The sequence below is a fragment of the Candidatus Omnitrophota bacterium genome (assembly GCA_026387175.1).
Classification (GTDB): domain Bacteria; phylum Omnitrophota; class Gorgyraeia; order 2-01-FULL-45-10; family 2-01-FULL-45-10; genus CAIMPC01.
The window spans coordinates 183,853-209,466 of the sequence record JAPLME010000010.1 but is presented as its reverse complement, the minus strand read 5'-3'; the positions used below and the strand labels follow the sequence as shown (position 1 = coordinate 209,466).

Sequence of the window (25,614 nt, the reverse complement as noted above, 5' to 3'; positions counted from 1 at the left end):
CCAATTTCCAAGGTAAAAATAAAAACCCCCGCCGGCCGCATAATAGCCTGCGAAGGTTTCGTTTTCCTGGCCCGCCAACTTACTCTCCGGCCTTGGAGAGTATGCTGGCTACGCATTGTGAATAGATCAAGCCGGCTCTGTCCTCGACATTGGCAATAAATTTTTTTTCATTATTCAGGGCTGATTTTTCCGCGGTTTTTTTATTCAGGATGTCGTGGAATATTTCCTTATCCTCCCTGTCCCTGATAAGCCTTACCGCGTCTTTGTATAATTTGATCGTTATCTTATTGAGCTCCAAACCCAAATTGACAGCTCCCAAAATGGAGAAATCCTCCGGATCTGTTTTACAGGTTTGACATCCGTTCTTTAAAACATAATCCGTCACGCCAAGGTCGGAGAAATATTTTGTCAGGCGATCCCTGTTCGTTTTTGCGGATTCGGAAAAAGTATGGAAGGATTTTCTTGTCTTGCCGTTAGGGGTCAGCTCTGCGAGGCACTTGCAGCAGGAATGCATCATATTCTCCGCATCCGCCGCATACTTCAATAATTCCAACAAAAGATCTTTGTTCTTTTTAATTACGATAGGCATATTTCGATCCTATCTTTTAGGCAAAAGAAACACCTATATTATATAACGGAATACGAAAAAATACAATGAACATAAATCCACTTTTTACTGACTTTTTTCAGCTACCGCTTGCCTTTATGGCCTCTATCCTCGTAAGGACGGGCGGATGGCTGTAAGACAGGAAGACTTTCAAAGGATGCGGGGTGAGGTTTGACAGGTTATCGGAGCTAAGGCGCTTAAGCGCCTTTATCATCGCCTCCGGATTCTTATAGGTATGGACCGAGAATATATCGGCCGAGGTCTCAAAACGCCTTGATAGATAATTTGATCCGATGGAGAATATATCGTTCACCGGCTGGTACAGGAACGTGAATAGGAAAAGCCCTGCGTAAACGGAAACATGCTCCATCTTAAACGCCGCGAAGAAATCTTTATTGTAAATAAAAAACGCGAGCGCGAAGAACATGAGCCCCGTGCTTATGACCGAGACAGCGAGGCCTTTAAAGATATCCTTGTGCTTGTAATGCCCTATCTCGTGCGCGAGGACCGCCACAAGCTCGTCCGTCTTCATCTTCGCTATCAGCGTATCGAAGAGCACGATCCGCTTATACTTGCCGAGGCCCGTGAAGAAAGCGTTCGATTTGGCGCTGCGGCGCGAAGCGTCCATCTTATATATGCCCTTTATCTTAAAATCCTGCGAACGCGCATAATCGGTGATGGCGGCCTTAAGCTCGCCCTCTTCGAGAGGCGTGAATTTATTAAATAGCGGCATGATGACGACGGGAGCGATGAATATGAGAAAGAGCTCGAAGACCGTCACGGCTATCCACGAATATAGCCACGCCGGCTTTCCGGAGACGCTGAAGAACCACAATATGGCCGATAATATCACTGCCCCGATGAGCATCATTAATATCAGGTGCTTAAAGATATCTGCGATGAATGTCGCGGGCGACGTCCTGTTAAAACCGTACTTCTCCTCTATAATGAATGTACGATAGGCCGTGAATGGGATGGAAAAGAGATGCTGAATCAGGTACATTATCCCGAGAAAAATCAGCCCTGTAATAAGAGGCGGCTGCCCAAGAGAGCGCGCAAAACCATCTATCAGGTTAAACCAGCCGGCAAGAATAAAGATAACTATACCTGCAGTAAAGAATGCGCTTTCGATGAGGCCGAACCGCACCCTCTCCTTAAGGTAGTTTTGGGACTTCCGGTATTTTTCGGCATCGTAATATCCTTCGAATTCTCGAGGTAGTACCGGAGAGGCGTACGCGACATCCAGCTTCTCAATGATGAAGTCTAAGATGTATCCGCCTATAAGGATAAATAAAATTACCGGTAAATAATAATTATGCATGGCATATCTCCATTATGCGCCCCCCCTATTTCCGAGGATATCTGTTATATATCATCGCCCGGCTGTAGTAGGCTTGTGTGAAATTAGGATTTAATTCGATCGCTTTGGTATAATCAGCGATGGCCTGGTCGAGCATATTTTTGCGGGTATAAACAAGACCCCTGTTATAGTAGATTTGCGGAAGCGTTGGATTAAATTCTATAGCTTTACTGTAGTCAGAGATAGCCTGGTCATAGTTGCCCTTGTCATCATAGACGCCCGCCCGATTACTATAGGCTTCGGCATAACCAGGATTTAGTTCTATGGCTTTGGTGTAGTCGGAGATAGCTTGATCATAGCTGCCTTTAGCATAATATGAATTGCCTCGGTGAAGGTAGGCTTCGAAATAATCAGGTTTTAATTCTATGGATTTGTTGTAGTCGGAAATGGCTTGATCATAGCTGCCTTTATCATTATATGCATCTCCTCGGTTAGCATACGGCCTTGCCTTTAATGACGATTTACGAATTACATCATTCCATAAGCTAAATTCATTTTTCCAGACTTGATTCCTCTGATAGGTCAGAATTGAATAAACGATGATCAATAAAGAGATAGCTAAAACACTAAATTTAATTCTTTCTTCCCTGAACAGATAATAGATCCCGCTTACCAGAAAAATACTATAGCCGACCACCGGCAGATACAGCCTGTGCTCGAAAATCACATCTTTTATAGGGATAACGCTGGATTCGGGTAAAAGGCTGAGTAAAAACCAAAATATGCCGAATGAAATCAATCGATAATTTCGAAATAGCTTTATAGCAAGAATTAAGACGCCGATGAGGAAGAATAGGCTGGCCAGAGTAGGTAAGTCCAACAATGTCTTCGCGATCGGATAATCATAATCCAGGTTTTGATTGAAAGGCAAAAAGACCAGCCTGATATAAGTAGTTATAACTCTGAACTGCGTCAGGAGGTAATGCCATGAAGAAATCCCCGGCCCGGGCTCTGCTATACGATGCATTCCCGCAAAGCTTACCGACTTGGTCAGCAACATAGTAATAGGAATAATGAACAAGGTTAAGATAAAAGGGACGAGGCGTTTCCAGGTTGAGCTTTTTTTGGTCATCAAGAAACTAAACTCATAAAGGCAGATCATTAATGGAAGAGTTATGGCTGCCTCTTTAGCAAACATCGCCATGACAGCCGTTATTAGTGAAAGGCCGTAGAGGCATTTTGAAACTATTCGGCTTCTTCCCTCTTCTTCTAAGAGCCTTGATTTGACATAGAGGCTTAAAGAGGCCAGATAAAGCAAAGTCGTCAAAGAAACCGCCCGCTGGATAATATAGGTTACACCTTGAGTCTGAATCGGATGCGCCACAAAGACCATGCCGGTAAGGAAAGAGATTGCCATGACATGCCGGGCGATCTTCTGATCTTTTAAAGCAGGCGTAGAGAGAGTTAAAAAGGTAAGCCACCAGACTAAGATCGCCGAACCTAAGTGGACTACCAGGTTAAATAAATGATAGCCCCAAACATCAAGACCATGAAGATGATAGTTAAGGGCGATTGTGAGGTGGGTTAAGAAGCGTGTCGGCCAATAATTCCAGATATATCCGGGATTATGGATATCTCTTATGGCGCTATTATCGACTATGGAATCTATGTCATCGAAATGAAATGAGCAGGAAAACGTATTCGAGTAGATTAAATAACCGACTAAGAGCAGGACGCTGAGCATGACGATCGAGGGCCACACAGGCTTGCGCTCATGCTTCATAATAACTGTTGCCTGACCACGAGACTGCGGAATAACCGGCTTATCCTTTTTTCTATTCCGCTTCATAAGCTCCCATTATTAGTTAGCTTAATCTTTTTCATAGCACATTCTTAAAAGGTTATTCGCCGTATATGGCGGCAATTATAAGACCCTTAATGGGCATTTCGATCAGACCAAGGATAGTCCAGTAAATCACAACGCCGGTGGCCACTGTCATGAAAGAATAGGTCGAAAGCATCCCCGGCAACATGCCGACAGCCCAAACGCACAATCCGAAGATAAGGCCTTTGGTTAATTTATTTTTTCCCGGGATACCTTTACGGAGTAACGCATACACAGCTACCAGGACTATATTGAGCAAGAAAGAGCCTATCTGAAATCCTAAACCTGGCGGGCCATCCATCGGCCTCCAGACATTTGTCGGCGGAAGCTTATATACCCAATTAAAGAGCCATCCGCAGGTAAGCCCTCCAAAGATCGTGCCAAATAATGAAAGTGCTGCCGCGGCAATAAGTATTTTTCCTATCTTCATAACGTACCTCCTTAAAATTTTATACTACCTATTTTTCCGTATATAATTTTCGATCGAGCGATCATAGGACTTTTCTGCGGCTTTATCAAAATAGCAAGCGGGAAGCTCGCTGGAGCTCCTGTGATATGCAAGGCATTCGCAGCAGATTCCATGCCTGGGACATCCCGGGTAAGTGCAATTACAATTAGCGATATTGAATTTCTTATTCGGACAATCTCTCATAACTCATTTTTCATTTTGGGGGCACCCTAAACTTGTAAGGTGGCACTTTGTGGGATGGCACCATTAACATATGCGATTAACTGTGCGATGCGGCTGAGCGCTCTTTTCGTTTCTGACGTTTATAGAAAGTGGTATAAGATACACCTATAATGATGCATAATGGGCTGAGGTAGGAATAGACATAACCAGGCAAAGCAACGGGATAGAATAATCGGAAGACATTGAAAGCTGTCGGGATGGAAAGTAGCACTCCCCAGAAAATGGCGATGAACTGACAGCCACGGATCATATCTTCATTATACCATTGCTCTTTCGGCAGTTCGGCTCGCGCATATTGCAATGTGAACGGCTTGCCTATCAGCACCGTGAAAAAAATAACACCGGTCAGAAAGCCATTTGAAATAATCGCCATATGGTAAGCCAGCCAGACCCACTTGAAGCCGTAGAATGATATTGTGCAAAAAAGAAAGAACAGTACAGAAGCCCACTGCAAAATGAAACCCTTGCGCAGCTCTTTCCATGCGAAGATAACGGATATAACCAGGCATATCGCGACCGCTCTCTGCAACTGGCCCCAGCTATTGGTCGGCAAAATCAACAACAGGATCCAGGGTAAGAACCCGATAATAAATTTCACTATATACAATAATTCTTCAACCATGTTGTTTACCGCGCGGCCCTTTCGGTCATACCTTTGCGATATCCGCTATTATAGGCGCCGCTAAGCTGGGAGGCCCATGTCTCTTCTTCTTGCGCCGCGCGTCTCCTCTTAATAACGCCTTTTATCGCTCCGGCGCCTGCGCCCCATGCGGCGCCTTTACCTGCGTCGCCGTCGCTTAGGCTACCTATGGCGGCTCCGCCTAAAGCGCCTCGTCCTGCTCCGCGAGCGACTTGACCGTTATTTTCCGGGCCGGTAGCTTTATAATCTATCGCTTCCCTGCCGCTTTTTGCGTCGTTATATCCTCTGTAATAAGCGTCGTCAAGCTCCTGCTTTTGAAGATCGGATGGGCCTGAATTACGCTGCAATATGCCTGCGTTTGCAAAACCTACTGCGGTTAACATTAAAAATATAACCACTAACGAAAACAGCGCACTGCGGTTAAAAAAGTTTTTCATAAATAGATCTCCTTTCTTATTTAGGAATGGCTCTAATATTATATCATATTATATGATATACTCTTTATATAAAAAGTGAGGAGGATAGCCATGCTGATACTTGCGAAACTCATTGGAACCGTAATAATAGTTATGGGGACCGCTATAGCAATTAGCGAAAAAGTCTTTATCGATATGATGAATTTCTGGAAAAAGGGTAATAATATATATGCGGCAGGCGCCATAAGGCTGATCTTCGGAGCTCTCTTCATATCCATCGCCCACGCATGCCGGTTTCCGAAGGTCATATCCGTATTGGGCATCCTGATGATAATAGGCGGAGTGATTATATTTATTATAGGGCCTAAGAAGATATCAGCTATATTCGAATGGTTTCAGAAGAGCCCGCCTATCATCATGCGCCTTGCAGGGCTTCTTGCAATCGCCATCGGCGCGCTAATAGTGTATTCGATATAAAGAAGGTGTGAGTTTTATTCTAGCGAGTCACGAGCCCTTTTTTCCTTCTTTTCCCGCTTCACTTTATTGGCATTTCTGTAGCTTATTTCGTCTTCAGCTAAACCCTTCACTATCTCTTTATAGATATTATTGGCGCTATAATAGCCTATGACATCCAAAGTCTTAACAACGCCAGGGCGATCTACGACACAGGCGATCTTAGTTCCTGCCTCTTCTTTACTCACGTTTATCCGAGCACGGACCGTGGTGTGCCCTGTTAAAATACTGTTGCAGGAACCTGATACGGAAAAGTTATCCGCATTCTTCTCTTCTATCTTATATCCTAAGTTTTTTAATGCAGTGCACGAGGCATCGAACGCGACATTAATCGGCGCGTTAGTATATATTACGTTGGCAGAGTCGGTATTCCTCACCGGCGCTTTAGTCGCGCAGCCGGCGATTAAAAATGCTCCCAATAATAAAATTGGCAATAGCTTTCTTTTCATAGTTAACCCTTTTGTGTTTTCACCTAACAGTGTTCGGTGAAATGCGAACGGTTTTACCATTCTGCCACACAGCCAGAGAGCGGCCTGTTTTTTTATGCCTCTCCACTACTTGCCGCACCGCTTTCTTCAATGCCGCTTCGGCTTTATCTTGTAAGGACATTCTTTTTTTCATATGCTATCCTGCGCCTTTCCGAATTATTTTGAATAAATCTTCGTTAACTACTTCAATATTCCCGCCCTTTCTTTTGGCAATCAAAACAGGCTTTGCCTTGGAATTATCAAATAGCATCCATGAGTCAACTAATGGCTCATATAGATTGAAAAAATTATACATGCTGCGAGTAAAACGCCGCCGGACATCTTCTGCGGGAACATTATGACCGCCTTCCGCAACCCTGTCCTTAATACGGGCTATGGCCAATTCCGGACTAGGGATCCATAAAAAGAAAAGATGTAGCCCATATCCCTTTTTCTTAAGTTCATTAAGTAAGGTTGCATATGATTTACCTGATAACGTTGTTTCAAAAGCAAGATCAACGTTTCTCTCTGCATACTCATGAATTTGCTGTAAAACAAGCTTTCCGGCTTTTATTGCGGCAGCGCGAGGTTCAAACGGAGCTAGCCCTAATGCAATAAGATCGGCATTTACAAAGTTAGGGCAATTAATATAATCCGGCAAAAATAACCTTGCAAATGTTGTTTTACCTGACCCGTTAGGACCGGCGATGATATAGACATTTTGCTTTGCCATGGTATGATTATAACCCAAATAAAAGCCCCCTACAAGCAAAATGCCTGTAGGGGTTATCTAGTTGAAATTCGTTTGAAAATAGATCCTATATGTGTTATATTCCTATACACGCAATTTTGCTCTTTGAGCATTTCCGTTCCCCTGTAGCTCAGCTGGTAGAGCATCTGGCTGTTAACCAGAGTGTCCGAGGTTCGAATCCTCGCGGGGGAGCCAATTGAAGAATGCCCATCGTCTAACGGTGGGCATTCTCGTTTTGGTGGCTCCTGGAGAAGGATTCGAAGCCAATTTTCGCCGACCGAAGGGAGGAAAAGCCCTCTGGGCGACAGAAAATTGGCTGGCTACGCAGCGAGCTCTGCGAGCGGAGTAGCCGAATCCTCGCGGGGGAGCCATATTAAAACATAGCCCTCTGTAGCTAAAATAGTTGCAGAGGGTTTTTGTTTGGAGTAGAATAAAAATAAATAAGGAGCTACAAAAATGCCACAGGAAACTTTTATTGAAAAACAAGAAGAGAATATCGCAATTCATATTTTCTCGGTATCTGCCGCCATGGTTGGAGTATGCCTTACCGTCATAGGCATTTTAAATATCATTACGACCTTCACTAAAATCGATACGCTTGGTGACGAGGCCACTGCTATAGACGCCATAATCTTTCTTAGCGCATGTATGATTTCTTATGCGGCAATAAAAACAAAGGAAAGAAAACGTAGGCTTATATTAGAAAAGGTATCCGATATCGCTTTCTTGGCTGGGCTGGCAGTAATGGTTTTTGTATGCGTGCTTATCGTAATTAAATTCGTGTAAAACGTTACTTGTTATGCCCAAGTATCTGTTTTATGGACTTGACCAGCCGTTTTTCCTTTATCTCTTTCCTAATGATCCTGCTCAGCAATAAAGGCGCGACAGCCGCAAACGACATTATCTCGCGGAAGGTAAAAAATCTCACCCTCAGGATCTTTGCGGCAATATTCAGGACCCTGAACGGCGTATAGAAAGAAAACCTCAATTTTCTGTGTATCTTTTTCAAATACGAGTGGCTGTACTTGTCGGAATATACTTCTCCTTTGACGGTAAGGTGATAGCCCGGCGTATTCTTTACGATCTCTTTAAGCGGCGAATACTTGTCCACTCTCAACTTGCTGAACGCGATGGAATCCAGGCCTATCTCTTTGGCGAATTTTGCTATATAGAGCATCTCCTCTTCGGTCTCGCTTAAATTTCCGTAAATGAAATAACCGTGAAAAATTATGGGCAGTTCCCTCAGGACAGATAAGCGTTTTCTTATCGTGGCCTGGTCAAAGCCCTTATTAAAGGCAGTCAGTATGCGGTCATGGGGGCTTTCTATGCCCAATAAGAGCATCTTGAACCCCGCCTTCACTGTCTTTTTTAATAATTCCGGATATTCCGCCAGATCGATCCTGGTCTGCGCGATAAAACGCTTCTTTATCTTCCGGGCTATCAGCAGATCGCATATCTCTTCGGACCTCTTGGGCTCGGTGAAGAAGTTATCGTCGCTGAAAAGTATGATATCGGCGGAGATGCCCTCTATCTCCTTGACCACTGATTCCGCGTCGCGCGACGCGTAGTCTCTTTTCTGCCCCAAGGGATTCATGTTAAATGTGCAGAATTTACAATTAAACGGACAACCCCTCGAGCTCAGGATCGTATCGAAGGTTACGCTTGCCATCTTTATGTCGTTTGACATCATGGAATATTCATACTGCCTTAAGCTACGGTCCGGGGGCGTTATGGTATTTATATCGGGTAAGGGCCTGTTCTTATTGTGAATTATTTTGCCGCCGGCCCTGTAAGAGATTCCGAGTATCTTTTCCAGTGGCTCGTCTCTGGCTATTTCCTTTATAGTCTCCTCGCCTTCTCCCCTCGCTATGATGCCCACTTTCGGGCATCTTTTAAATATCTCTTCGACATCCTCCGTCGCCTTATATCCCCCTACGACCAAAGGTATCCCATCCGGCATCAGATTCAAAAGCCCGTAGACTTCGTCCACCTGACGGTTCCATGAAACACTTACGCATATTATATCTATCTCCTTGCGTATAAAATCCATCAGGTTGCCGGTATCGCACAATACCTTATCGTATCTCAGATCTACAATCGTAACTTTACCGACATGATCTTTGGCGCTTGTGGCCACATATTCCAGGCCTGTGGGCGGGAATAGGCACATCCCTATACTGTTTTCGATATAAGGGTATAAGAACAAAGCGTGTTTATATTTCATCTGCGTCTCTTTTTTTGAAATTTTTGAAACTTGATTATAGCACCTATCTTTTATTGCGTCCACAGTTAAAGTCTTGCCTGTGGCAAGCTGTTTGAGGTAAAATATAACTTAATCATATGAGCAGAATCCAACTGGTCTTATTACTCGCCTTATCTATCCTTATAGCCACGGGAGCCTACGCCCCGGCTTTCGCTGAAATCGAATCCGGCACCCTGCGCACTTCCGATAATATCTCTATAGCATATGAGCGGTATAAGAACGGTTTCAATAACGTGATCATCGTTTGCCCAGGCTTCTATAACAGCGAGCGAAACAGATGGATGCAGAAGACAGCCGAGCTCCTCTCCTCTTCCTATGATGTAATAGTATTCGATTTCAGGGGGCACGGGATGAGCGGCGGAAAGTTTACATGGTCGGCAAAAGAGCGCCTTGACCTGGAGGCCGTCCTGGACTACGCAAAATCCTGCGGCTATAAAGGTATAGGCGTAACCGCTTTCTCGTTAGGCGCGGCGACGGCTGTCGATACAGCCGCTGAAAGAAATGACATCGACAGCATGGTGCTCTTCAGCTGCCCATCGAAGATCAATATGATAGATTTCCATTTCTGGGAGCCGGCCATGCTCTCCGACCTTAAAGACAATATGGATTGTGGCTGGGAAGGCAAAGGTGTAAGGACAGGCAATCCATTCATGAAAAAAAACGACCCTGTCGATATTGTTGGCAGGATAAAGAATACGCCCATATTATTCATACACGGCGATGATGACTGGATAGTCAAACCCCGCCATTCGAGAGAGCTTTACGCCGCGGCGCATGTCGAGAAAAAACTTGAGCTAGTAAAGGGCGGGCTCCATGCAGAACGGCTCATTCAAGCCGATCCCGAAGGAATGAAAAAATTGATGCTGGACTGGTTTTCAAAAAGGCTAAAGTGAAAAGTGATCTGATCAGCCTATATTCGGCGAATAGATCGTCACCTTATTCTTACCGGTTTTTTTGGAGCGGTACAGCGCCTTATCGGCCTTCTCTATAAGCTCATTCTTGGTATTTTCATTGGAATATTCCGCGATACCCAGGCTCACCGTAGTGGAATATACCTCGTTACCGACCCTGAACTTCCTGTCCTCCACCGCCGTCCTTATCTTTTCCGCCAGATTAGCAGCATCGGAGGCCTTAGCGCCGCTGAGCATTATGATGAACTCTTCTCCGCCGTACCTTCCCACTATATCCAGCTGCCTGCATTTTGACTGTATAATGTTGGCGATGTCTCTCAGTATCAGATCGCCCGCCTGATGGCCGTACGTATCGTTCACAGTCTTAAAATTATCGATATCCGCCATTATTATCGAAAGGGCGCGGAATTTCAGGACAGAGGCGTTACTGAATTCGGCTTCGAATAAGAGATTGAAATGCCTTATATTATAAAGCTGAGTGAGCCCGTCGCGGGTCGCCTGTTTGAATAGATGCACCCGCTCGATCGATTGCAAAATTTGAGTATAGGACGCCGTCAGGATATACGCAAGGCCTATGGCCAGGACCGGATAGAATGTCACCACTATCGTATTGTGCAGAATGAATAAGCCTATCGAAAAGATGGCGTATGACACCGAAGATATCATCGTGATCATGATACCGCTTAAGAGGCGGTGGTCACAGAGCGCGAGGGTTGCCCCGATCGACACTATTATCAGGATAAGGATATTGACCCAATTCGGCGCTTCGGTTACGAAATTTTCCGTCAATATGCTCGATATTATCATCGCGTTGGTCCCGACGGCAGGATAGGCGCTCTCTATGGGGATCGGCCTTATATCTATAAGGCCGGCGGCGGTAAGCCCTATGATGCATATCTTGTCTTTAAACACATTCAGGTCTATAAGCGGCTTCTGGCCCTCTTTAATAGACGCATAGCTCTTTATGACATCGATATAGGAATAATGGTTGAATTCCCTGCCCCACTTGCCTAGCCAGTTAATTATCAACTGGTTTTTATTATCCAGTGGTATATTCTCTATATTTTCGCGATCCGGCCGCTTCAGCGATATCCCGCGCTTCGCCGGGTCAAACGACACATCCTCGTCCTTAACGCCAAGGAGATCCGCTCCCACTTCTATGCCGAGCTGGTAAGTTATCTTATCTCCAAGCTTCATTACAGCCGGCACCCTTCTTAATATTCCGTCCGAGTCCGGCACCGCGTTTATATGCCCGGAGCCTTTCAGCACGCCCCTGAACCTTGCCAGCGGCTCATGGATCGCTATGACCCCATCTCCCTTATAGAGGGCCTGGCTCTTATCCATTTCGATATCATATATCGACGGCATATATACAACCCCTGCCTGCCTTATAGATTCTTCCAGAGCCGCGTCATCTATCTCATCCTGGGGCTCAGAGAATACTACGTCGAAAGCTATCGCTTTGGGTTTGTAAGGAGAGAGTATCTTTATAAGAGCGGCATGCCATTTTCTCGGCCATGGCCATCGGCCTATCACATTGATGCTGTCCTCGGCCATATCTATAAAGACTATATCAGGATATCCGTGATGGACGGGCCTTAAGTTAAAACGATAATCCAGAGTGAGAAGTTCGAACCTGTCGAGGACATTAAACTGATATGAGGCGATGATGAGCACCGCCACTATAATAGCAAGGAGCCATGACACACCCTGCTTGTGCTTTATGGCATTCTGGTATATGACATTATACAGGTTTCTTAATATATCGGAGCGCATATGTTTGACATTTAGAATACCTTAATCTGGAGATGTTTGTCAAGGTCTGGTATAATGATATTAATATGATAAAGACGGATCTAGAGATAGATTGGGGCTGGGTGAAAGAAATCCTCTTTAAGAAAGAGGGGATCGCTGCCGGCTCGCCCGGCGCGGTATTGGATAGCGCCGACGAATCGATCGATAAGGCCCGGCGCCTGGCTCGGCCTAAAGCGATCTTCACAAAAAAAGCTGTTCTCTCTTACAACACGGACTCCATAAAACTCGCCGGCGGCGCGGAATTTTCCGGCAAGACTATTTCGTCATATATTAAGCCCGCGCAAAGCATATATATCTTTCTCGTGACCATAGGCCCGGCCATCGAAAATGAGGCTTCCAGACTCATGAAAACAGGAGAAAGCTTATCGGGCTATCTTCTTGACAGGGCGAGTTCTTTTGCCGTCGAGTCGCTTGCTGATAAATTGGAAAACCATCTGCGGAAAGAATATAGATCTAAAGATAAAAGCGTCTCTATGCGGCTCAGCCCCGGCTACTGCGATTGGCCGATAGAGGAACAGGCGAAGTTCGATAGGATGCTGGATTTTTCCAAAATAGGCGTCCGTCTTACCGAAAGCTATATGATGATACCGCAAAAATCTATTTCGGGATTAATAGGTATCGGACCGATGGGATTATTCTCCAATGTAAAATCTCAGTGTGAAATTTGTAATATGAAGAAGGACTGCGGCTATCGCAGGGTTTGAGAAGGTTTTGGTTCGGCGGCCGGTGAAGTAAGCGATTCTTTCCTAAGCAAATCTTCCCAGTTTTTATCCGTAGCGGTCTGTAACTCGTCGAGCAACTGTTTGTTCTCGGGCTTCAATAGATGCCTGAAACGCCCCTGCAGCTTTATCCACTCCACTAGAGGCTTCTTCTCTTTAGGCTTGGTGACTTTATACTGTCCGTTCACTACCTCGTAGAGCGGCCATACGCAGGTCTCTACCGATAATCTGCCGATCTCGCATGTCATCTCAGGATCATAGGACCAGCCGAGCCTGCAAGGCTGGAATACATTTATGAATTTGGGCCCGTCCATCGCGAGGGCCTTCTCGACTTTAGAAGTCAGGTCGCGCCAGTTACCTACCACGGACTGGGCCGCATATGGTATTTTATGCGCTACCATGATCTCGGTCAGGTCTTTTCTGAACTGCTCCTTCCCCTTCTTAACCTTGCCTACGGGAGCGGTAGTAGTATCGGCACCTTTCGGGGTCGCCCCGGAACGTTGGACGCCGGTATTCATGTATGCTTCGTTATTGTAACAGACGTAAAGTATATTATGTCCCCTCTCCATGGCTCCGGAAAGAGACTGCAAGCCTATATCATAAGTGCCGCCGTCGCCGCCGAACGCTATAAAGTTTACTTTCTTATTATATTTACCCTGACGCACCCATGATTTATAAAGTGCCTCGACGCCGCTTATCGACGCCGCAGCGCACTCGAAAGCGCTGTGAACGAACGGGACGTTCCATGCCGTATACGGGAATATGGTCGAAACCACCTCGAGACAGCCTGTGGCGTTAGCGACAACGGTATTGGGGCCCGCGGCCATAAGAACCTGGCGCGCTATTATTACGGCGCCGCAGCCCGCGCACGCGCGATGCCCGCCTGTGAATAAAGCCTTCTGTTTCGATAGATCTTTCAGGTTTGCCATATTATTCCCTTACGCCCAGGTACGTTACTTTCTGTTTTGCCTTGCCCTTCGCCGCTTCGCTAAGGTCGTTATATACATGCTCTATGTCCTCGGGTTTTATTTCACGGCCTCCGAGGCCGTATATGTAATCGAGCACCGTCTTATTGGCTCCGGATGAAGCCGAAGCGTCGAATAACGCCGCCTTTACTTCGACAGCGAGCGGGCCTTCCTGGGCATTCATCGCGTCCGACCTGTCCATTACGGCCACCGCTTTCAGGCCTTTAAGCGAGTCCGCCAGCTCTTCCTTCGGGAACGGCCTGAATACTCTGGGCTTTATGAGCCCCGCTTTCAGGCCCTTGCTCCTCAATCCGTCTATCACAACCTTCGCTGTCCCGGCGGTGGAACCCATGGCGACTATAGCGATCTCGGCGCCGTCCATCTTATATTGCTCGAATAACCCGTATGTGCGACCGAACTTCGTTCCGAACTCTTTAGCTACATCGAGTATCACTTGCTTGGAAGTCTTCATCGCTTCGGCAAGCTGTCTCCTATGCTCAAAATAATAGTCCTGAAGGTCGAGAGCGCCCACCGTGATCAGCTTTTCGAAATTCAAAAGGTAATTTTCCGGCTTATACGCGCCTACGAACGACTTGGCGTCGGCATCGGACAATATCTCCAGCCTCTCCATGCCGTGGCTTATGATAAATCCGTCGGTCGTGACCATCACCGGCAGCCTGGCTTTCTCCGCAATCCTTACGGCCTGGAGCATGTTATCGTAAGCCTCCTGGCAGTTTTCCGAGAATATCTGGATCCAGCCTGAATCCCTCACCATCATCGTATCGGAGTGGTCGCAATGTATATTGATGGGGCTCGAAAGGGCCCTGTTGACATCAGCCATGATTATAGGAAGCCTCAATCCCGCCGCTATATACAACATCTCCGCCATCAACGCCAGGCCCTGGCTCGAGGTACCCGTCATCGTTCTGCCGCCTGCGGAAGAGGATCCTATGCAAGCCGACATCGCCGAGTGCTCGCTCTCGACCGGGACGAACTCCGTATCGACCAGGCCGTCCGCCACATAGCCGGCGAATATCTGGACGACCTCGGTGGCCGGCGTTATCGGATATGCCGCTACTACATCGGGATTGATCTGGCGCATGGCTTCCGCCATCGCCTCATTGCCGGTCCTCGCCACTATATTGGAATTTGCCATGATTATTTTTTCTCTTTTGCCTTGGCTTCTTTTTCGCTCACCATCATTATCGCCTTACCCTTCACAGGGCACTCATGATAACAGATGCCGCAGCCCTTACAATGCTCATAATCGTATCCCACGACTTTGCCGTCGGCCGTGATTATCGCCGAATCCGGGCAATAGGCCCAGCAGGTGAGGCAGTGTATGCACTTATCTTTCAGGAATACGGGCCTCCTGGATCTCCAATCGCCCGTCTTGAATTCGAAAGCGGTGCCTCCTCCTATTATAAGGTCCCCTTCGGGAAGCTCTTTCCAGCCGGGTTTTTTAACTTTCTTCTGTGTCGCCATTTATATCTTAACCTCGTTATAAGCGCGTTCTATCGCCTTTAAGTTTCCATCTATGACCTCGGGCTTCGTCCTGAACTTTTTCTCGAGCTTCTTCTTCGTGTCCGCGATCATCTCTTTAAAATCCAAAATGCCGGTCGCCTTCACAAGCGCGCCCAGCATAGGGGTGTTCGGGATATCCCTTCCTATGGTATCCGTGGAGATACCGGAAGCGTCTACCGTGCATATCTTTATTCCGGAAGCGATATCGAAGAAGCTCTTGACTTCAGCCGGGGATTTATCGATATTCACAAGCAGGGTTCCATCGGATGGCATACCTTCCGTGACATCGACGCTGTCCATAAGCGTGGGATCGAGCACTATTACGATGTCCGGATTAGTGACGCCGGAGTGCAGACGTATCGGCTCGGATGAGATCCTGTTAAATGAGGCCACAGGAGCCCCCATCCTTTCGGGGCCATACTCTGGAAAAGCCTGTATATATTTGCCTGACGCGAGAGCCGCGTCGGCAAGCAAGAGGGCGGCCGTTTTTGCCCCCTGGCCGCCCCTACCATGCCAGCGAATTTCTATAAGATCTTTCATCTTTACTATTTAATGCCTTGAGGAATGCTTTCTTTTTTAGAAAGATAATACAGCATAAAAGCCGCTGTAGCCACAACGCCAAGATAACTATTTATAATGCTTGATACTAATATCATCAATATCCTTCCAGCCATCACGGGAAGCGCCGCCGATATCAATCCGACCACCAGTCCTACAAGGAATCCTACACCCAGCGCGATCAGGACCAATACTACCGTCAGGGCCAATAGCGCGAAAACTCTTGAGAATGGCGTCCTGCCTATCGCGATGCTCTTCTTTAGCGCCTCTATCACGCCGGTATCATCGCAGACGACAGCGTACGGCGAAAGAATGAACGGAATGAAGAAGTATAAAGCCGTTACAACGGCGATCCCTATCGCCACCACTATCGCTACTGCGGTTATTACCGCGTTATTCAGCGGAGCGGTAACAGCTATAATAATCCCTGCTATCAATGCTACTATTATTACAAATAGCAATATTATAGCCCCAAGGAGAAGAAGACGAATGAAATATTTGGTTCCATACTGAGCCATGGCAGCCAGCTTTATCTTGCCTTCCTTTATAATATCTCTGATAAGGCCAAGAGCGCCTCCCTGGATAAATATGCTGATGATGATAAATATTAAACTGATCGCTAAAAGAGGCAGGGCAGCTTGAGGCGCCGCTGTCGCGCCGGGTGCGGGCGTAAACGGCAGAGTTACCAGATTACTTACAAAATTAAAGACAAATAACGCTACTATCAGGCTCAATCCCTTGGATGCGACACCAAAACCCTTCTTAATTGCTTCCATAATACCCATAATGACCCTCCAAGTTTATTCAGCCCTATTGTAGGCTAAGTGCCGATATCTCTGATATCGGCCAAGTTTATTCAGCCGTATTACAAGCCAGGTGCCGATGTCTCTGACATCGGCCTTTTAGACAAGCTTTAAGAATATACCAAATAAAGTTTCGGAAGTCAACTGCTATTTATACCTTGATCTCGCGGCGGCCCTCAAATGCCTTTATTATCGTAGCCTGGTCCGCGTATTGCAGGTCACCGCCGACAGGGATGCCATAGGCTACCCTGGTGATACTGGCGCCTGAACCTTTCAACGCTTTTATCAGATAGAGGGCCGTGGCCTCGCCCTCTGTATTGAAATCAGTAGCTATTATTATCTCTTTGAACTTCTCTTTCTTTACCCTGTCCAAAAGCTCTTTTATTTTAAGGTCGGAGGGGCCTATGCCATCTAGCGGCGACAACGAGCCCAATAGCACATGATAAACTCCGTTAAAATCTCCCGCGCGCTCTATGGTAACGATATCATTGGGCTCTTCCACTATGCATAAAAGCGCCTTATTCCGCGAGCTGCTCTTACATATCTCGCAGATCTCCTCATCGCTTAGATTATTGCAGATCCTGCAAAACCTTACCGAGTCCTTTACCTTTAATATAGCGCCGGATAACGCGGCGGCGTCTTCTTTCGAAGATCTTAATATGTAGAAAGCCAGGCGCTGGGCGCTCTTCGGCCCGATGCCCGGCATCTTGGACAGCTCTTCTATCAGGGAACGCATCGAAACAGGGAAACCGCTCATCAGGCCTTTCCCCTGCCGTTAGCGCCGGCCAGTTTGCCGCCGAACATCTCTATCGCCTTCTTCACTATCGGGTCGGTCTCTTCGATTGCCGCTTCACCCGCCGTTTCATTTCCGGGTCCTGAATCATCCGCGCTCCGGGCGCCTTCATTGGAGGAACGATCCCTGGTTGTGACCGGCTCCGTTACAATAAGGAGAACTCTCAGTTCCAGGCCGAGCATATCTTTTATGGCAGTCTCGATAGTTTTCTTATTGTCGGAAGACTCCAGCACCTCTTTATGAAATTGAAATTCTTTGGCGAAACCGATAGTGAGCGTATTACCTTCAAGCGCTATCGGATCCCCTTCCTGAAGGTATGACGCGATCGAAATCTTTTTAGCTTTTATATAACTTATGACCTTCATCCAGGAGCTCAATATCTCATCGAGGCTGCCTGATTGCCGCGGGACGATCCGGGGACGGGATTCTTCTGTTTCGGGCTCAACATGCGCACTCTCTATACTCGCCTGGTGGGCCGTGGTTTTACCTTCGAGAGCTTCTATTCTTTTCATTATATCGGCAAGCGGCACGATGCCGCCGTTCAGAGTAAGCTTAACTAGCGCGGCTTCAAACGGTATTCTCGCCATATCGGTCTTGCGCATAAAATCTATCGCGTTAGATAATGTGTATATTATGTACAGCATCTCTTCTATCGTGAATTTCGCGGATTCTTCCCGGTAACGCTCTATCTTATCGCTTCCGGCGTCGATCAGCGAATCGAGCTCCTTCGCCACTTTCGCGATCGATATGTTCCGGAAATGCTCTATCAGCCCCACTACGGCCTGCATGACGTCTTTGCCGCCATTAACAAGCCCGTCTATTATTTTTAAAGCCGTCTTCGGGTCCTTGTTATGGATGGCTCCGGAGAGAGCGAATAATATCTCGTCGTCGACTACCCCCAGTATTTTGGTCACATCGCTCGCGCCCACCTTCTCTTTGGTAAACGACGCTATCTGGTCCAGAATGACCTGGGCGTCACGCATACTGCCGTCGCCGTATTTAGCGATCAGGCCCAGAGCTTCATCGTCTACAGCGAGTTTCTCTTCTTTCGTTATCTTTTTTAAATTCGCGAGAATATCCTTGGTAGGGATGCGCCTGAAGTCAAATCTCTGGCATCTCGAAAGTATCGTGGGCGGCACCTTATGGGCATGAGTCGTCGCGAATATGAACTTCACATGCGGCGGAGGCTCCTCCAGCGTCTTCAGAAGCGCGTTAAACGCCTCGTTCGAGAGCATATGGACCTCGTCTATAATATAGATCTTGAAGGCGCCCTTGGACGGCATGAACTTAGCGTTCTCCCTGAGGCTCCGTATCTCGTCGATGCCCCGGTTTGAAGCGCCGTCTATCTCTAATATGTCTAGGCTCGAACCCGACGTTATCTCCTGGCATGACGCGCATTTATTGCACGGCTTCGTGGTGGGCCCTTTCTCGCAATTAAGGGCCTTCGCCAGTATCCTGGCGGTAGTGGTCTTGCCCACGCCTCGGGGACCCGCGAACAAATAGGCGTGGGCGACCCTGGACTGCTCTATAGCGTTTTTTAATGTGGTAGTTATGTGGGATTGGCCGGTTATCTCTTCAAAATTCCTGGGCCTGTATTTACGCGCGAAGACTATATATGCCATAGCAGAATTAAAATATCACACCATGTTAGTTAAATCAATTGAAATCAACCATTGGCCGATATCAATCTTCCGACCTTACGATAAGTTCCGAGGCGGTATTTATGCCCGAGGCCATTTCGGGAATAATACCTATCTTCCGGTATATAGGATGGATGAGTTTCTTGATCACCGGCAGCTTACTTGCGAAGAATATCGACGCCGCTATGCAGATCGTGCTCCCTATTACCAGAGTGCCGGTCACACCTATCTTGCCGGCTAAAGCGCCGGCTGCAAGGCTGCCTATAGGAGCCATGCCCATAAACGACATCGTGTAGAAGCTCATCACCCTGCCGCGTTTATCGTCATCTGAGACGGTCTGCAGGATCGTATTGCACGCGGCCATATTCACCATCATCCCAAAACCGCTTACGGCGAGCACCGCCATGGATACCCAGAGTATGCGGGATAATGAAAATAGTATAACCCCTACGGCAAATACCATCGAGGAAACCGGAATTAGCCTGCCGAGCCCAACGATGCTTTTTCTGGAGGCCAGATATATCGTCGCCGCGGCCGCGCCTATGCCTCCGGAGGCCATCAGGAAACCCAGCGTCTGGGGCCCGCCTCTTAAAATATCTTTGGCAAATACAGGCATCAGCACCACATACGACATGCCCATGATACTTATCACGCTGAGAAGTATCAATATGAGCCTTATCGGCTCGAAACCGAATGTATATTTAAAACCTTCTTTCAATTCCTCCATCACAGCTATGCGCCTAGTCCTAGACTCCCGGGGTCTAATACGCATCAGAAAGAGCGAACACAGGACCGCGAAGAAACTTACGCCGTTTAACAGGAAACAAATCCCCTCCTGCAAAATCGCTATAACGAGCCCCGCTATAGACGGCCCTATTAAACGTGAGGCGTTAAACATAAGTGAATTCAAGGCTATCGCGTTACCGAGGTTCTCCTTCTTCTCGACCATCTCTACCAGGAAGGACTGCCTGGCCGGTATGTCGAATGAGTTTATGCATCCCAGGGCTACCCCCAAAGCTATTATATGCCAGACATGGATAACGCCTGTGAGCGTCAGCGCGGCCATGATAAACGCCTGCACCGCAGAAAGGCCTTGAGTAATTATCAGAAGCTTGCGGCGGTCGAACCTGTCAGCCGCTACTCCGCCTAATGGGCTCAATATGAAAGTGGGTATCTGACTCGAAAACGCTACGACGCCCAGAAGCAGAGCGGAGTTCGTGAGCCTGTAGACGAGCCAGCTCATCGCGATCTGCTGCATCCATGTGCCGATGAGCGATACATTCTGCCCTATAAAAAAAATCCGAAAATTGCGGTAACGCAATGTCCGGAACATATTTTGCAATGCCATATATTATCCGCTTTAGTCCCGCCCGTGACCGCCGGCGCCGCCCTTGAGCTGTCCGCTCCTGTCGTAGTAAAGCACCTTCTCGCCCATTATCGGCTGAGCCTCAAACTGTTCGTAAGGGTCAAAGTCCTTATCCCCCATCATCTGTCTCACAATCATCCTGCCGGACTCGTTATATATTTTACGCGCCACTATCTTGCCATCCTCACCGTAGAAACTCTCGACCATAGGCTTCTTATCTTTATAGCGGGCCCTCATGGCCGCCCATCCGTCGATATTGGTCTGCATCTTTCCCGCGGTATTGTAGTGGACCTTCTCTACGGCATTGCCCTCGAGATCATACTTCTCATCCTGCTGGGGAGTTACTCCATCCTTCCAGTAAAATATCTTCTCTCTGAGATGTCCGTCGCTGTCATAGCGCCTGCAGGTCCTCACAGTCTTAGTGCCTTCCCAGTAATCGAATTCATCGTATCCGACGCCGATGGCTTCCGCCATATAAGTAATTACTGCGGACCCGAGCAATATTGAAAGCGTTATCACGATCTGTAAATATCTCATATATTTCATTACTTTATACCCTATAGGCGGCGTTTTTGCAATATAATCCTGGGCCTAGCGCTTAAACATGGCATTTGCTATTCCGCCCATCACATCCGCCAGGTTCGCCTGAGTCTTATATTCGGGTTTTTCTAAGGTGCCTGTTATCTTGACAACGGTGTTACTGCTCACCGCCACAGCGATCGCTCCCGCGCTTCCGTAATCTACCGCCGATTCCCTGATCTCGGGCCTCAGTACAGCGTCGACAGACTTATTAAACCCTATGGTGCCGGAGCCGTAAAGGTTAAGGAGATCGCTATTAAGCACAAAATTATTGACCGTGAAGAATTCTCGCGCTATTTTTATATCGCACGAGCCTTCAGTAAAAGCGATATCGCTGAAATCTCTTGAAAATATTATCGCTCCCAGGCCCTTAAAAAGATTCAACTGCCAAAGCCTGCCGTTCTTAATCGATAGCCTGCCGGTTCCGGAGAACTTCGCGCTATCCTTAAACGCTCCGGTCAGCTTCGCTAAAGCCGTTATGTCGCCGGAAACATCTTTATCCTTAAATCCGGTATCCGCCTTAAGATCCTCGAGCTTAACATCTTTAATATCGATATTGAAAGAATACGGCAAGTCTCCGGCCTTCCAGTCAATGCCGCCCGACGCATAAAGGCTCCCGCCGTATAACAGAGACTTTATGAATTTTATCTGCCCGGCGCCGCCGGTTTGCGCATAGTCGATGGCCATGCCTGTAAATTTCAACCCGTAAACAGACACGTCCGGGCTCTTTATCCTGGCGCGGATCTTACAGGCCTTCAGGCTTCCCGGATCCCCGTTAAGGTTGAACTCCGCCGTTATCTTCCCGGCAAGCTTTATCTTTTCGAACTCCGCAAAGTCCTTAATCATCTTCTTAAGGTCCGTGAGATCGAGTTTCAGCGCGCCTTTAATATCGGCTTTAATCGGCTTCCGGTCCGGAAATACGGCGTCACCGGATACGGAAAATGTCGAACCGAAATACCTGCCCTTCAGGCTGGAAATCTTAACGGCCGGGCCCTTCACGGAGAGAGCGGACTTAAAGGAGAGGTCTGGCGAAGATGCCTCGATATCTATTTTAGGCGCGGCGAAATTCACAAGAGAGCCTGACGAAACATATGAGGCCTCGCGGTACCTCAGTTTTATCCCGGACCATTTCGCGCCGTCCAGATTAAACTGGGCCTCGCCGGTGACGCCCTCTATCGGAAAATTGCCTGCGCCGAGCGAGACCGTCGCGCCATCGAGAGTGACATATCCGTTCATCTTCAGGGGCTTGTCGGGCTGCATCTGTATAGCAAGCTTGATACCCGCTTTACCGGCGATATCGGTCGGTAATTTTATGTTGAACTCCTCTTTGAGCATATTCTGGATAACGCTCAGATGGGCTTCGGAATCGGCATATATGTCGAATATGGGAGAAGCGAAATTAAAGATATTCACCCTGGCCTTCCATCTCATGCCGTAAGCGTCCGCGATTATGTTTTCCGACCATAACCTGGAATCATTGAATTCGATGTTGGCCTTTATATTTTCCAGTTTACCCACCGCTTCGACACCCGACAGGTCCATACGGCTCACATCAAGCTTACCCGCATACTCGAACGTCTTATCTTTAAGCTCATACCGCGCCATCAGTTTTATAAGGGAATCGAGCTTTATATTTAATTTCTCCTTATTGATACCGAGGCCCTCTATCCGGCCGTCGAAATCGAGCTCTACCGCGTTATCTTTTACGCGTAAGTCGCCTTCCGCGTCTATAAAGCCCCTGGGGAAAGAGATGCCGGAGGCCCTGTAATAATCTTTAAACTCGTTTGGATTGAAATTCTTCACGCCCAGGCGGCCGGCAAGTTCCATGCTTGAAGTATAGTAGACCCCGGAGAATTTAAAATATGCCGAAGACTTGAGCGGGATATCGCAGGAAAGGTTCAATGCCACCTTATCCGGTAAAGACAGCCTTATATCCATCGATATGTCGTCGATGCGTTCTTTGAACGCCGGCTCGAGCGTCCTATCGACGAATATCACGCGGGCGTTCTTTACTATTATCCTCTGTAGGACCACCACGGTTGCCGCGCTCGGCTTATAGGCCGCCGGGATCAGTTCCCTTATATTAAAAGAGCTGTCGGGCCTTCTATCTACATATACGGCAGGCGAATCAATCATCACCGCAGGTATCGCTACCCTATTTTCAAGCAGCCCCGAAAGCGGTATTCCGCAGGATACGCTCTTTGCCCATACGAATATCTCATTCCGGTCATATATCACCAGGTCCTCGAGGACCAGCCCTTTAAATAGATTGAACCGGATGGCCTCTATCAGGATCTTCTTGCCGGTCACCTTCTCCAGCTCTTCGACGACTGTCGTATTGATCTTTACGGGCAAAGTGATAACGCCGAGGTAAGACACGGCTCCCGCCAGTATTACGGCAAGCGCTACTATGACATGAATGAGTCTTCTAGTCATGCTAACTTATCGTTATAAGGATTATGCCCAGGACCACAAGGAAAGTTCCGGCTAACTTCATCTTATCTATCTTCTCGCCCAGCAAGTAGTGCGCCAGGAAGAGTATCATGATGTACTGAATGCTGCCTATGGAAAATACGAGGCTTAAGTCCGCCTGCGCCAGCGCCATAAGCCAGACGGCCATGCCGATAGTCATCGCTAATAACCCGGTCCAGATCATGGGCTTTGAGAGCACACTCTTAATAAAGCTCATCAGGCTGTCATAGCTGCGCAGGCTGTGATGCTCGATGGAGTTGGTGCTCTTCTTGAAGAGCACCTGCCCTACCGCGGTCCAGATTTCGGCTATTATTATGAAGATCAGGACTTTCGTCATCAGGATATCCCTTTTTCAGGCTTTCGGCTCTGTGAAACAAAATGTATTCCCAGCACGATCAATAATATTCCGGCCCACCTTAAGATGCCCACATGTTCATGCAGAAAGATCATGGCCGCTATAGGAACAAATATATAGGAAGTGCTGCCCACGGGCATCGCGATGCTCAGGTCCACACGCGACAGGATGATTATCCATACGAAAAAGTTCAAGATAAATACGAATATCCCCAGCCAGACAAGCGGCGATGATATATTCCTGGCGGCGAATTCCGCTATATTACCGAAATTGATATTATCGATCCCTGTCTTGATCAGCCCTTTCTTCATCAGAAGCTGGGCGATCGTATCACCGACGTCGTTTAAGACTATCAGCAGGAATATCTTTAAAGTGAGGCCGCTACTTTTCATCAGGCGCCTTCTGCGATTTATGGTTCTTGCCTTTCTTTAATGTCGGATCAAAATTTTCGAATTTTAAGAACCGGCATGCCATTTTAAATACGGGCCTCATCCATCTGTTCCGGAGCTTTGCGTAGATGTAAAGAGGGATGAACTCAAAACCGAGCCTTCTCTTCGGTTCGTAGCCGGTGATGCCCATCTCATACGTCTTTATCTTATGCTTGATGCACCAGTTCATAACATCCCGGAACTTTATAAAATAAAGGTGGTATTTATGCGCAATCGAGTAATCCATCCCTACGTAATAATCTATGAACCGGTCCTTCGATACAAGGCACAGAAGAAAAGCGGCAAGCTTCCCGTCTATATGCCATAAAAAGTATTTCGTCTCTTCCGGCATGTTTTTAGACAGATTTTTAAAGAATGCCATCGGCAGAAGCTCGAATCCCATATCATGTTTGTCGACTATGTCCAGGTAGAGCTTATACACTTCCCTGAGCTCATGCTCATTAAGCGCGCCGACCATCTTCATATCGATTTTGACATGGCCGTCCACCCTTTTGAATTTTCTTCTCAGGTCGTATCTGGAAGCGCCGCTCAAAGTATTCAGATACTCCTCAAAGTCCTTAAACCATATGTTCATCTCGGTCGTCGGCAGGCTGTCGAGCTTTATGAACCCTTCTTTCTGAAGCCCGTCCAGCGCGCCGGTATATGAATGGTCGAAGTCCTTGAACGCCACTATAGCGCACTTCTCTTTACTTGCGATCTGTTCTATGCGCCTTACAAGGGCGTGCATCACCTTATCCTTATCGCCCCCAAATCCTATCCTGCCCTGTCCGATCGGCATGCCGCATATAAACGCCTTGAGGCTGAATATATTGCCCTTAATGCGCTTTATGGCATTAGACAATCTACGGAGCGGGCCGCTGATGCTGGTATCGAGGGAGTAGTCCATCAAGAAACAGTTTGCCGCCCCGACGACATTTTTGCCCTCATAGGCCAGGATATAATAGAGAGAGAATTGATCAAGGCCGGATTCGTCTAAGGTCCTGAAAAAATTATAACTTTCCAGGATATCGGGATAGACTTTATTCCAGGTCTCCGGGGAGATATCTTCCATCCTTCTAAAGACTTTGGTTTTGAACGGCAGTCTTTTATGGCGTTTGGATATTATCATAATGATTTAAATATAAACCTTTAC

The 25,614-nt window shown here is 47.3% G+C and carries 29 protein-coding genes and 1 tRNA gene; 5 read left to right on the top strand and 25 right to left on the bottom strand.

What is annotated here, in order from left to right:
* Window positions 1–79: 79 nt before the first annotated feature.
* From NTY76_06215 to NTY76_06185, 7 genes are all read right to left on the bottom strand, one after another.
* Complete coding sequence (locus NTY76_06215; GenBank protein MCX5678685.1) at window positions 80–589, bottom strand: hypothetical protein; 510 nt, start codon at window positions 587–589, stop codon at window positions 80–82.
* A 97-nt stretch (window positions 590–686) separates the two neighbouring features.
* Complete coding sequence (locus NTY76_06210) at window positions 687–1,928, bottom strand: M48 family metallopeptidase (protein ID MCX5678684.1); 1,242 nt, start codon at window positions 1,926–1,928, stop codon at window positions 687–689.
* A 25-nt stretch (window positions 1,929–1,953) separates the two neighbouring features.
* Window positions 1,954–3,756 (bottom strand): tetratricopeptide repeat protein, encoded by a 1,803-nt coding sequence (locus NTY76_06205; protein ID MCX5678683.1) that lies wholly within the window; start codon window positions 3,754–3,756, stop codon window positions 1,954–1,956.
* Between the two features lie 52 nt (window positions 3,757–3,808).
* Window positions 3,809–4,222 (bottom strand): hypothetical protein, encoded by a 414-nt coding sequence (locus NTY76_06200; GenBank protein MCX5678682.1) that lies wholly within the window; start codon window positions 4,220–4,222, stop codon window positions 3,809–3,811.
* Between the two features lie 24 nt (window positions 4,223–4,246).
* Window positions 4,247–4,444 (bottom strand): DUF6485 family protein, encoded by a 198-nt coding sequence (locus tag NTY76_06195; GenBank protein MCX5678681.1) that lies wholly within the window; start codon window positions 4,442–4,444, stop codon window positions 4,247–4,249.
* Window positions 4,445–4,520: 76 nt separating this feature from the next.
* The gene (locus NTY76_06190) at window positions 4,521–5,105 is read right to left on the bottom strand and encodes a hypothetical protein (protein MCX5678680.1); all 585 of its coding nucleotides are present in this window, start codon (window positions 5,103–5,105) and stop codon (window positions 4,521–4,523) included.
* 5 nt (window positions 5,106–5,110) lie between these two features.
* Window positions 5,111–5,560: a hypothetical protein gene (locus NTY76_06185; protein ID MCX5678679.1), complete on the bottom strand. Its 450-nt coding sequence runs from the start codon at window positions 5,558–5,560 to the stop codon at window positions 5,111–5,113.
* A 90-nt stretch (window positions 5,561–5,650) separates the two neighbouring features.
* Here NTY76_06185 and NTY76_06180 point away from each other — a divergent pair, with 90 nt between their 5' ends.
* A complete protein-coding gene (locus tag NTY76_06180; protein ID MCX5678678.1) occupies window positions 5,651–6,016 on the top strand; it encodes a hypothetical protein in 366 nt (121 codons plus the stop codon).
* Between the two features lie 14 nt (window positions 6,017–6,030).
* Here NTY76_06180 and NTY76_06175 read toward each other — a convergent pair whose 3' ends face one another.
* From NTY76_06175 to NTY76_06165, 3 genes are read right to left on the bottom strand one after another with little or no spacing between them, the layout of a single operon-like run.
* The gene (locus NTY76_06175; protein ID MCX5678677.1) at window positions 6,031–6,501 is read right to left on the bottom strand and encodes a hypothetical protein; all 471 of its coding nucleotides are present in this window, start codon (window positions 6,499–6,501) and stop codon (window positions 6,031–6,033) included.
* Between the two features lie 19 nt (window positions 6,502–6,520).
* Window positions 6,521–6,673: a hypothetical protein gene (locus tag NTY76_06170; GenBank protein MCX5678676.1), complete on the bottom strand. Its 153-nt coding sequence runs from the start codon at window positions 6,671–6,673 to the stop codon at window positions 6,521–6,523.
* Between the two features lie 3 nt (window positions 6,674–6,676).
* Window positions 6,677–7,270, bottom strand: a complete 594-nt coding sequence (locus NTY76_06165; GenBank protein ID MCX5678675.1) for a zeta toxin family protein — start codon at window positions 7,268–7,270, stop codon at window positions 6,677–6,679.
* A 119-nt stretch (window positions 7,271–7,389) separates the two neighbouring features.
* On the opposite strand from NTY76_06165, the gene NTY76_06160 reads away from it, so the two are divergent.
* A tRNA-Asn gene (locus NTY76_06160) sits at window positions 7,390–7,465 on the top strand.
* A 261-nt stretch (window positions 7,466–7,726) separates the two neighbouring features.
* The gene (locus NTY76_06155; GenBank protein MCX5678674.1) at window positions 7,727–8,056 is read left to right on the top strand and encodes a hypothetical protein; all 330 of its coding nucleotides are present in this window, start codon (window positions 7,727–7,729) and stop codon (window positions 8,054–8,056) included.
* Between the two features lie 4 nt (window positions 8,057–8,060).
* Here the strand turns inward: NTY76_06155 and NTY76_06150 are convergent, their stop codons facing one another.
* Entirely contained in the window at window positions 8,061–9,494 is a 1,434-nt protein-coding gene (locus NTY76_06150) for a radical SAM protein (GenBank protein ID MCX5678673.1), read from the bottom strand.
* Between the two features lie 116 nt (window positions 9,495–9,610).
* Between NTY76_06150 and NTY76_06145 the strand changes: the two genes are divergently transcribed.
* Window positions 9,611–10,426: an alpha/beta hydrolase gene (locus NTY76_06145; GenBank protein MCX5678672.1), complete on the top strand. Its 816-nt coding sequence runs from the start codon at window positions 9,611–9,613 to the stop codon at window positions 10,424–10,426.
* 12 nt (window positions 10,427–10,438) lie between these two features.
* On the opposite strand, the gene NTY76_06140 is transcribed toward NTY76_06145, so the two are convergent.
* Complete coding sequence (locus tag NTY76_06140; GenBank protein ID MCX5678671.1) at window positions 10,439–12,220, bottom strand: diguanylate cyclase; 1,782 nt, start codon at window positions 12,218–12,220, stop codon at window positions 10,439–10,441.
* A gap of 65 nt (window positions 12,221–12,285) precedes the next feature.
* Between NTY76_06140 and NTY76_06135 the strand changes: the two genes are divergently transcribed.
* Window positions 12,286–12,963 (top strand): hypothetical protein, encoded by a 678-nt coding sequence (locus NTY76_06135; protein ID MCX5678670.1) that lies wholly within the window; start codon window positions 12,286–12,288, stop codon window positions 12,961–12,963.
* Here NTY76_06135 and NTY76_06130 read toward each other — a convergent pair.
* From NTY76_06130 to NTY76_06070, 13 genes are all read right to left on the bottom strand, one after another.
* Window positions 12,948–13,907, bottom strand: coding sequence for a thiamine pyrophosphate-dependent enzyme (locus NTY76_06130; GenBank protein ID MCX5678669.1), 960 nt, complete (start codon window positions 13,905–13,907; stop codon window positions 12,948–12,950). The two genes, NTY76_06135 and NTY76_06130, sit on opposite strands and share 16 nt — an antisense overlap.
* A gap of 1 nt (window position 13,908) precedes the next feature.
* On the bottom strand, window positions 13,909–15,099 hold the full coding sequence (gene porA, locus NTY76_06125) for a pyruvate ferredoxin oxidoreductase (GenBank protein MCX5678668.1): 1,191 nt from the start codon (window positions 15,097–15,099) through the stop codon (window positions 13,909–13,911).
* A gap of 2 nt (window positions 15,100–15,101) precedes the next feature.
* The gene (locus NTY76_06120) at window positions 15,102–15,428 is read right to left on the bottom strand and encodes a 4Fe-4S binding protein (GenBank protein MCX5678667.1); all 327 of its coding nucleotides are present in this window, start codon (window positions 15,426–15,428) and stop codon (window positions 15,102–15,104) included.
* The gene (locus NTY76_06115) at window positions 15,429–16,007 is read right to left on the bottom strand and encodes a 2-oxoacid:acceptor oxidoreductase family protein (protein MCX5678666.1); all 579 of its coding nucleotides are present in this window, start codon (window positions 16,005–16,007) and stop codon (window positions 15,429–15,431) included.
* Window positions 16,008–16,012: 5 nt separating this feature from the next.
* Window positions 16,013–16,810: a hypothetical protein gene (locus NTY76_06110; GenBank protein MCX5678665.1), complete on the bottom strand. Its 798-nt coding sequence runs from the start codon at window positions 16,808–16,810 to the stop codon at window positions 16,013–16,015.
* Between the two features lie 169 nt (window positions 16,811–16,979).
* Window positions 16,980–17,585 carry a recombination mediator RecR gene (gene recR / locus NTY76_06105; GenBank protein MCX5678664.1) on the bottom strand — a complete coding sequence of 202 codons (606 nt, stop codon included), beginning with the start codon at window positions 17,583–17,585 and terminating at the stop codon, window positions 16,980–16,982.
* Window positions 17,585–19,243, bottom strand: coding sequence for a DNA polymerase III subunit gamma/tau (gene dnaX / locus NTY76_06100; protein ID MCX5678663.1), 1,659 nt, complete (start codon window positions 19,241–19,243; stop codon window positions 17,585–17,587). Before dnaX ends, recR begins: the two co-directional genes overlap by 1 nt.
* A gap of 61 nt (window positions 19,244–19,304) precedes the next feature.
* Window positions 19,305–20,609, bottom strand: coding sequence for an MFS transporter (locus tag NTY76_06095; GenBank protein ID MCX5678662.1), 1,305 nt, complete (start codon window positions 20,607–20,609; stop codon window positions 19,305–19,307).
* 12 nt (window positions 20,610–20,621) lie between these two features.
* On the bottom strand, window positions 20,622–21,173 hold the full coding sequence (locus NTY76_06090) for a hypothetical protein (protein ID MCX5678661.1): 552 nt from the start codon (window positions 21,171–21,173) through the stop codon (window positions 20,622–20,624).
* Window positions 21,174–21,218: 45 nt separating this feature from the next.
* Window positions 21,219–23,642: a hypothetical protein gene (locus NTY76_06085; GenBank protein ID MCX5678660.1), complete on the bottom strand. Its 2,424-nt coding sequence runs from the start codon at window positions 23,640–23,642 to the stop codon at window positions 21,219–21,221.
* A 1-nt stretch (window position 23,643) separates the two neighbouring features.
* Window positions 23,644–24,015 carry an EamA family transporter gene (locus NTY76_06080; GenBank protein ID MCX5678659.1) on the bottom strand — a complete coding sequence of 124 codons (372 nt, stop codon included), beginning with the start codon at window positions 24,013–24,015 and terminating at the stop codon, window positions 23,644–23,646.
* Window positions 24,015–24,425, bottom strand: coding sequence for an EamA family transporter (locus NTY76_06075; GenBank protein MCX5678658.1), 411 nt, complete (start codon window positions 24,423–24,425; stop codon window positions 24,015–24,017). Before NTY76_06075 ends, NTY76_06080 begins: the two co-directional genes overlap by 1 nt.
* Window positions 24,415–25,590: a GNAT family N-acetyltransferase gene (locus NTY76_06070; GenBank protein MCX5678657.1), complete on the bottom strand. Its 1,176-nt coding sequence runs from the start codon at window positions 25,588–25,590 to the stop codon at window positions 24,415–24,417. Before NTY76_06070 ends, NTY76_06075 begins: the two co-directional genes overlap by 11 nt.
* Window positions 25,591–25,614 lie beyond the last annotated feature (24 nt).

Coding starts and splice junctions, on each gene's coding strand:
- NTY76_06215 (MCX5678685.1), bottom strand. CDS start 589: ATGCCTATCGTAATTAAAAAGAACAAAGATCTTTTGTTGGAATTATTG.
- NTY76_06195 (MCX5678681.1), bottom strand. CDS start 4,444: ATGAGAGATTGTCCGAATAAGAAATTCAATATCGCTAATTGTAATTGC.
- NTY76_06115 (MCX5678666.1), bottom strand. CDS start 16,007: ATGAAAGATCTTATAGAAATTCGCTGGCATGGTAGGGGCGGCCAGGGG.
- NTY76_06110 (MCX5678665.1), bottom strand. CDS start 16,810: ATGGGTATTATGGAAGCAATTAAGAAGGGTTTTGGTGTCGCATCCAAG.
- NTY76_06085 (MCX5678660.1), bottom strand. CDS start 23,642: ATGACTAGAAGACTCATTCATGTCATAGTAGCGCTTGCCGTAATACTG.
- NTY76_06130 (MCX5678669.1), bottom strand. CDS start 13,907: ATGGCAAACCTGAAAGATCTATCGAAACAGAAGGCTTTATTCACAGGC.
- NTY76_06120 (MCX5678667.1), bottom strand. CDS start 15,428: ATGGCGACACAGAAGAAAGTTAAAAAACCCGGCTGGAAAGAGCTTCCC.
- dnaX (MCX5678663.1), bottom strand. CDS start 19,243: ATGGCATATATAGTCTTCGCGCGTAAATACAGGCCCAGGAATTTTGAA.
- NTY76_06205 (MCX5678683.1), bottom strand. CDS start 3,756: ATGAAGCGGAATAGAAAAAAGGATAAGCCGGTTATTCCGCAGTCTCGT.
- NTY76_06150 (MCX5678673.1), bottom strand. CDS start 9,494: ATGAAATATAAACACGCTTTGTTCTTATACCCTTATATCGAAAACAGT.
- NTY76_06185 (MCX5678679.1), bottom strand. CDS start 5,560: ATGAAAAACTTTTTTAACCGCAGTGCGCTGTTTTCGTTAGTGGTTATA.
- NTY76_06095 (MCX5678662.1), bottom strand. CDS start 20,609: ATGGCATTGCAAAATATGTTCCGGACATTGCGTTACCGCAATTTTCGG.
- NTY76_06145 (MCX5678672.1), top strand. CDS start 9,611: ATGAGCAGAATCCAACTGGTCTTATTACTCGCCTTATCTATCCTTATA.
- NTY76_06190 (MCX5678680.1), bottom strand. CDS start 5,105: ATGGTTGAAGAATTATTGTATATAGTGAAATTTATTATCGGGTTCTTA.
- NTY76_06180 (MCX5678678.1), top strand. CDS start 5,651: ATGCTGATACTTGCGAAACTCATTGGAACCGTAATAATAGTTATGGGG.
- NTY76_06075 (MCX5678658.1), bottom strand. CDS start 24,425: ATGAAAAGTAGCGGCCTCACTTTAAAGATATTCCTGCTGATAGTCTTA.
- NTY76_06170 (MCX5678676.1), bottom strand. CDS start 6,673: ATGAAAAAAAGAATGTCCTTACAAGATAAAGCCGAAGCGGCATTGAAG.
- porA (MCX5678668.1), bottom strand. CDS start 15,099: ATGGCAAATTCCAATATAGTGGCGAGGACCGGCAATGAGGCGATGGCG.
- NTY76_06210 (MCX5678684.1), bottom strand. CDS start 1,928: ATGCATAATTATTATTTACCGGTAATTTTATTTATCCTTATAGGCGGA.
- NTY76_06090 (MCX5678661.1), bottom strand. CDS start 21,173: ATGAAATATATGAGATATTTACAGATCGTGATAACGCTTTCAATATTG.
- NTY76_06135 (MCX5678670.1), top strand. CDS start 12,286: ATGATAAAGACGGATCTAGAGATAGATTGGGGCTGGGTGAAAGAAATC.
- NTY76_06200 (MCX5678682.1), bottom strand. CDS start 4,222: ATGAAGATAGGAAAAATACTTATTGCCGCGGCAGCACTTTCATTATTT.
- NTY76_06140 (MCX5678671.1), bottom strand. CDS start 12,220: ATGCGCTCCGATATATTAAGAAACCTGTATAATGTCATATACCAGAAT.
- NTY76_06155 (MCX5678674.1), top strand. CDS start 7,727: ATGCCACAGGAAACTTTTATTGAAAAACAAGAAGAGAATATCGCAATT.
- recR (MCX5678664.1), bottom strand. CDS start 17,585: ATGAGCGGTTTCCCTGTTTCGATGCGTTCCCTGATAGAAGAGCTGTCC.
- NTY76_06080 (MCX5678659.1), bottom strand. CDS start 24,015: ATGACGAAAGTCCTGATCTTCATAATAATAGCCGAAATCTGGACCGCG.
- NTY76_06070 (MCX5678657.1), bottom strand. CDS start 25,590: ATGATAATATCCAAACGCCATAAAAGACTGCCGTTCAAAACCAAAGTC.
- NTY76_06175 (MCX5678677.1), bottom strand. CDS start 6,501: ATGAAAAGAAAGCTATTGCCAATTTTATTATTGGGAGCATTTTTAATC.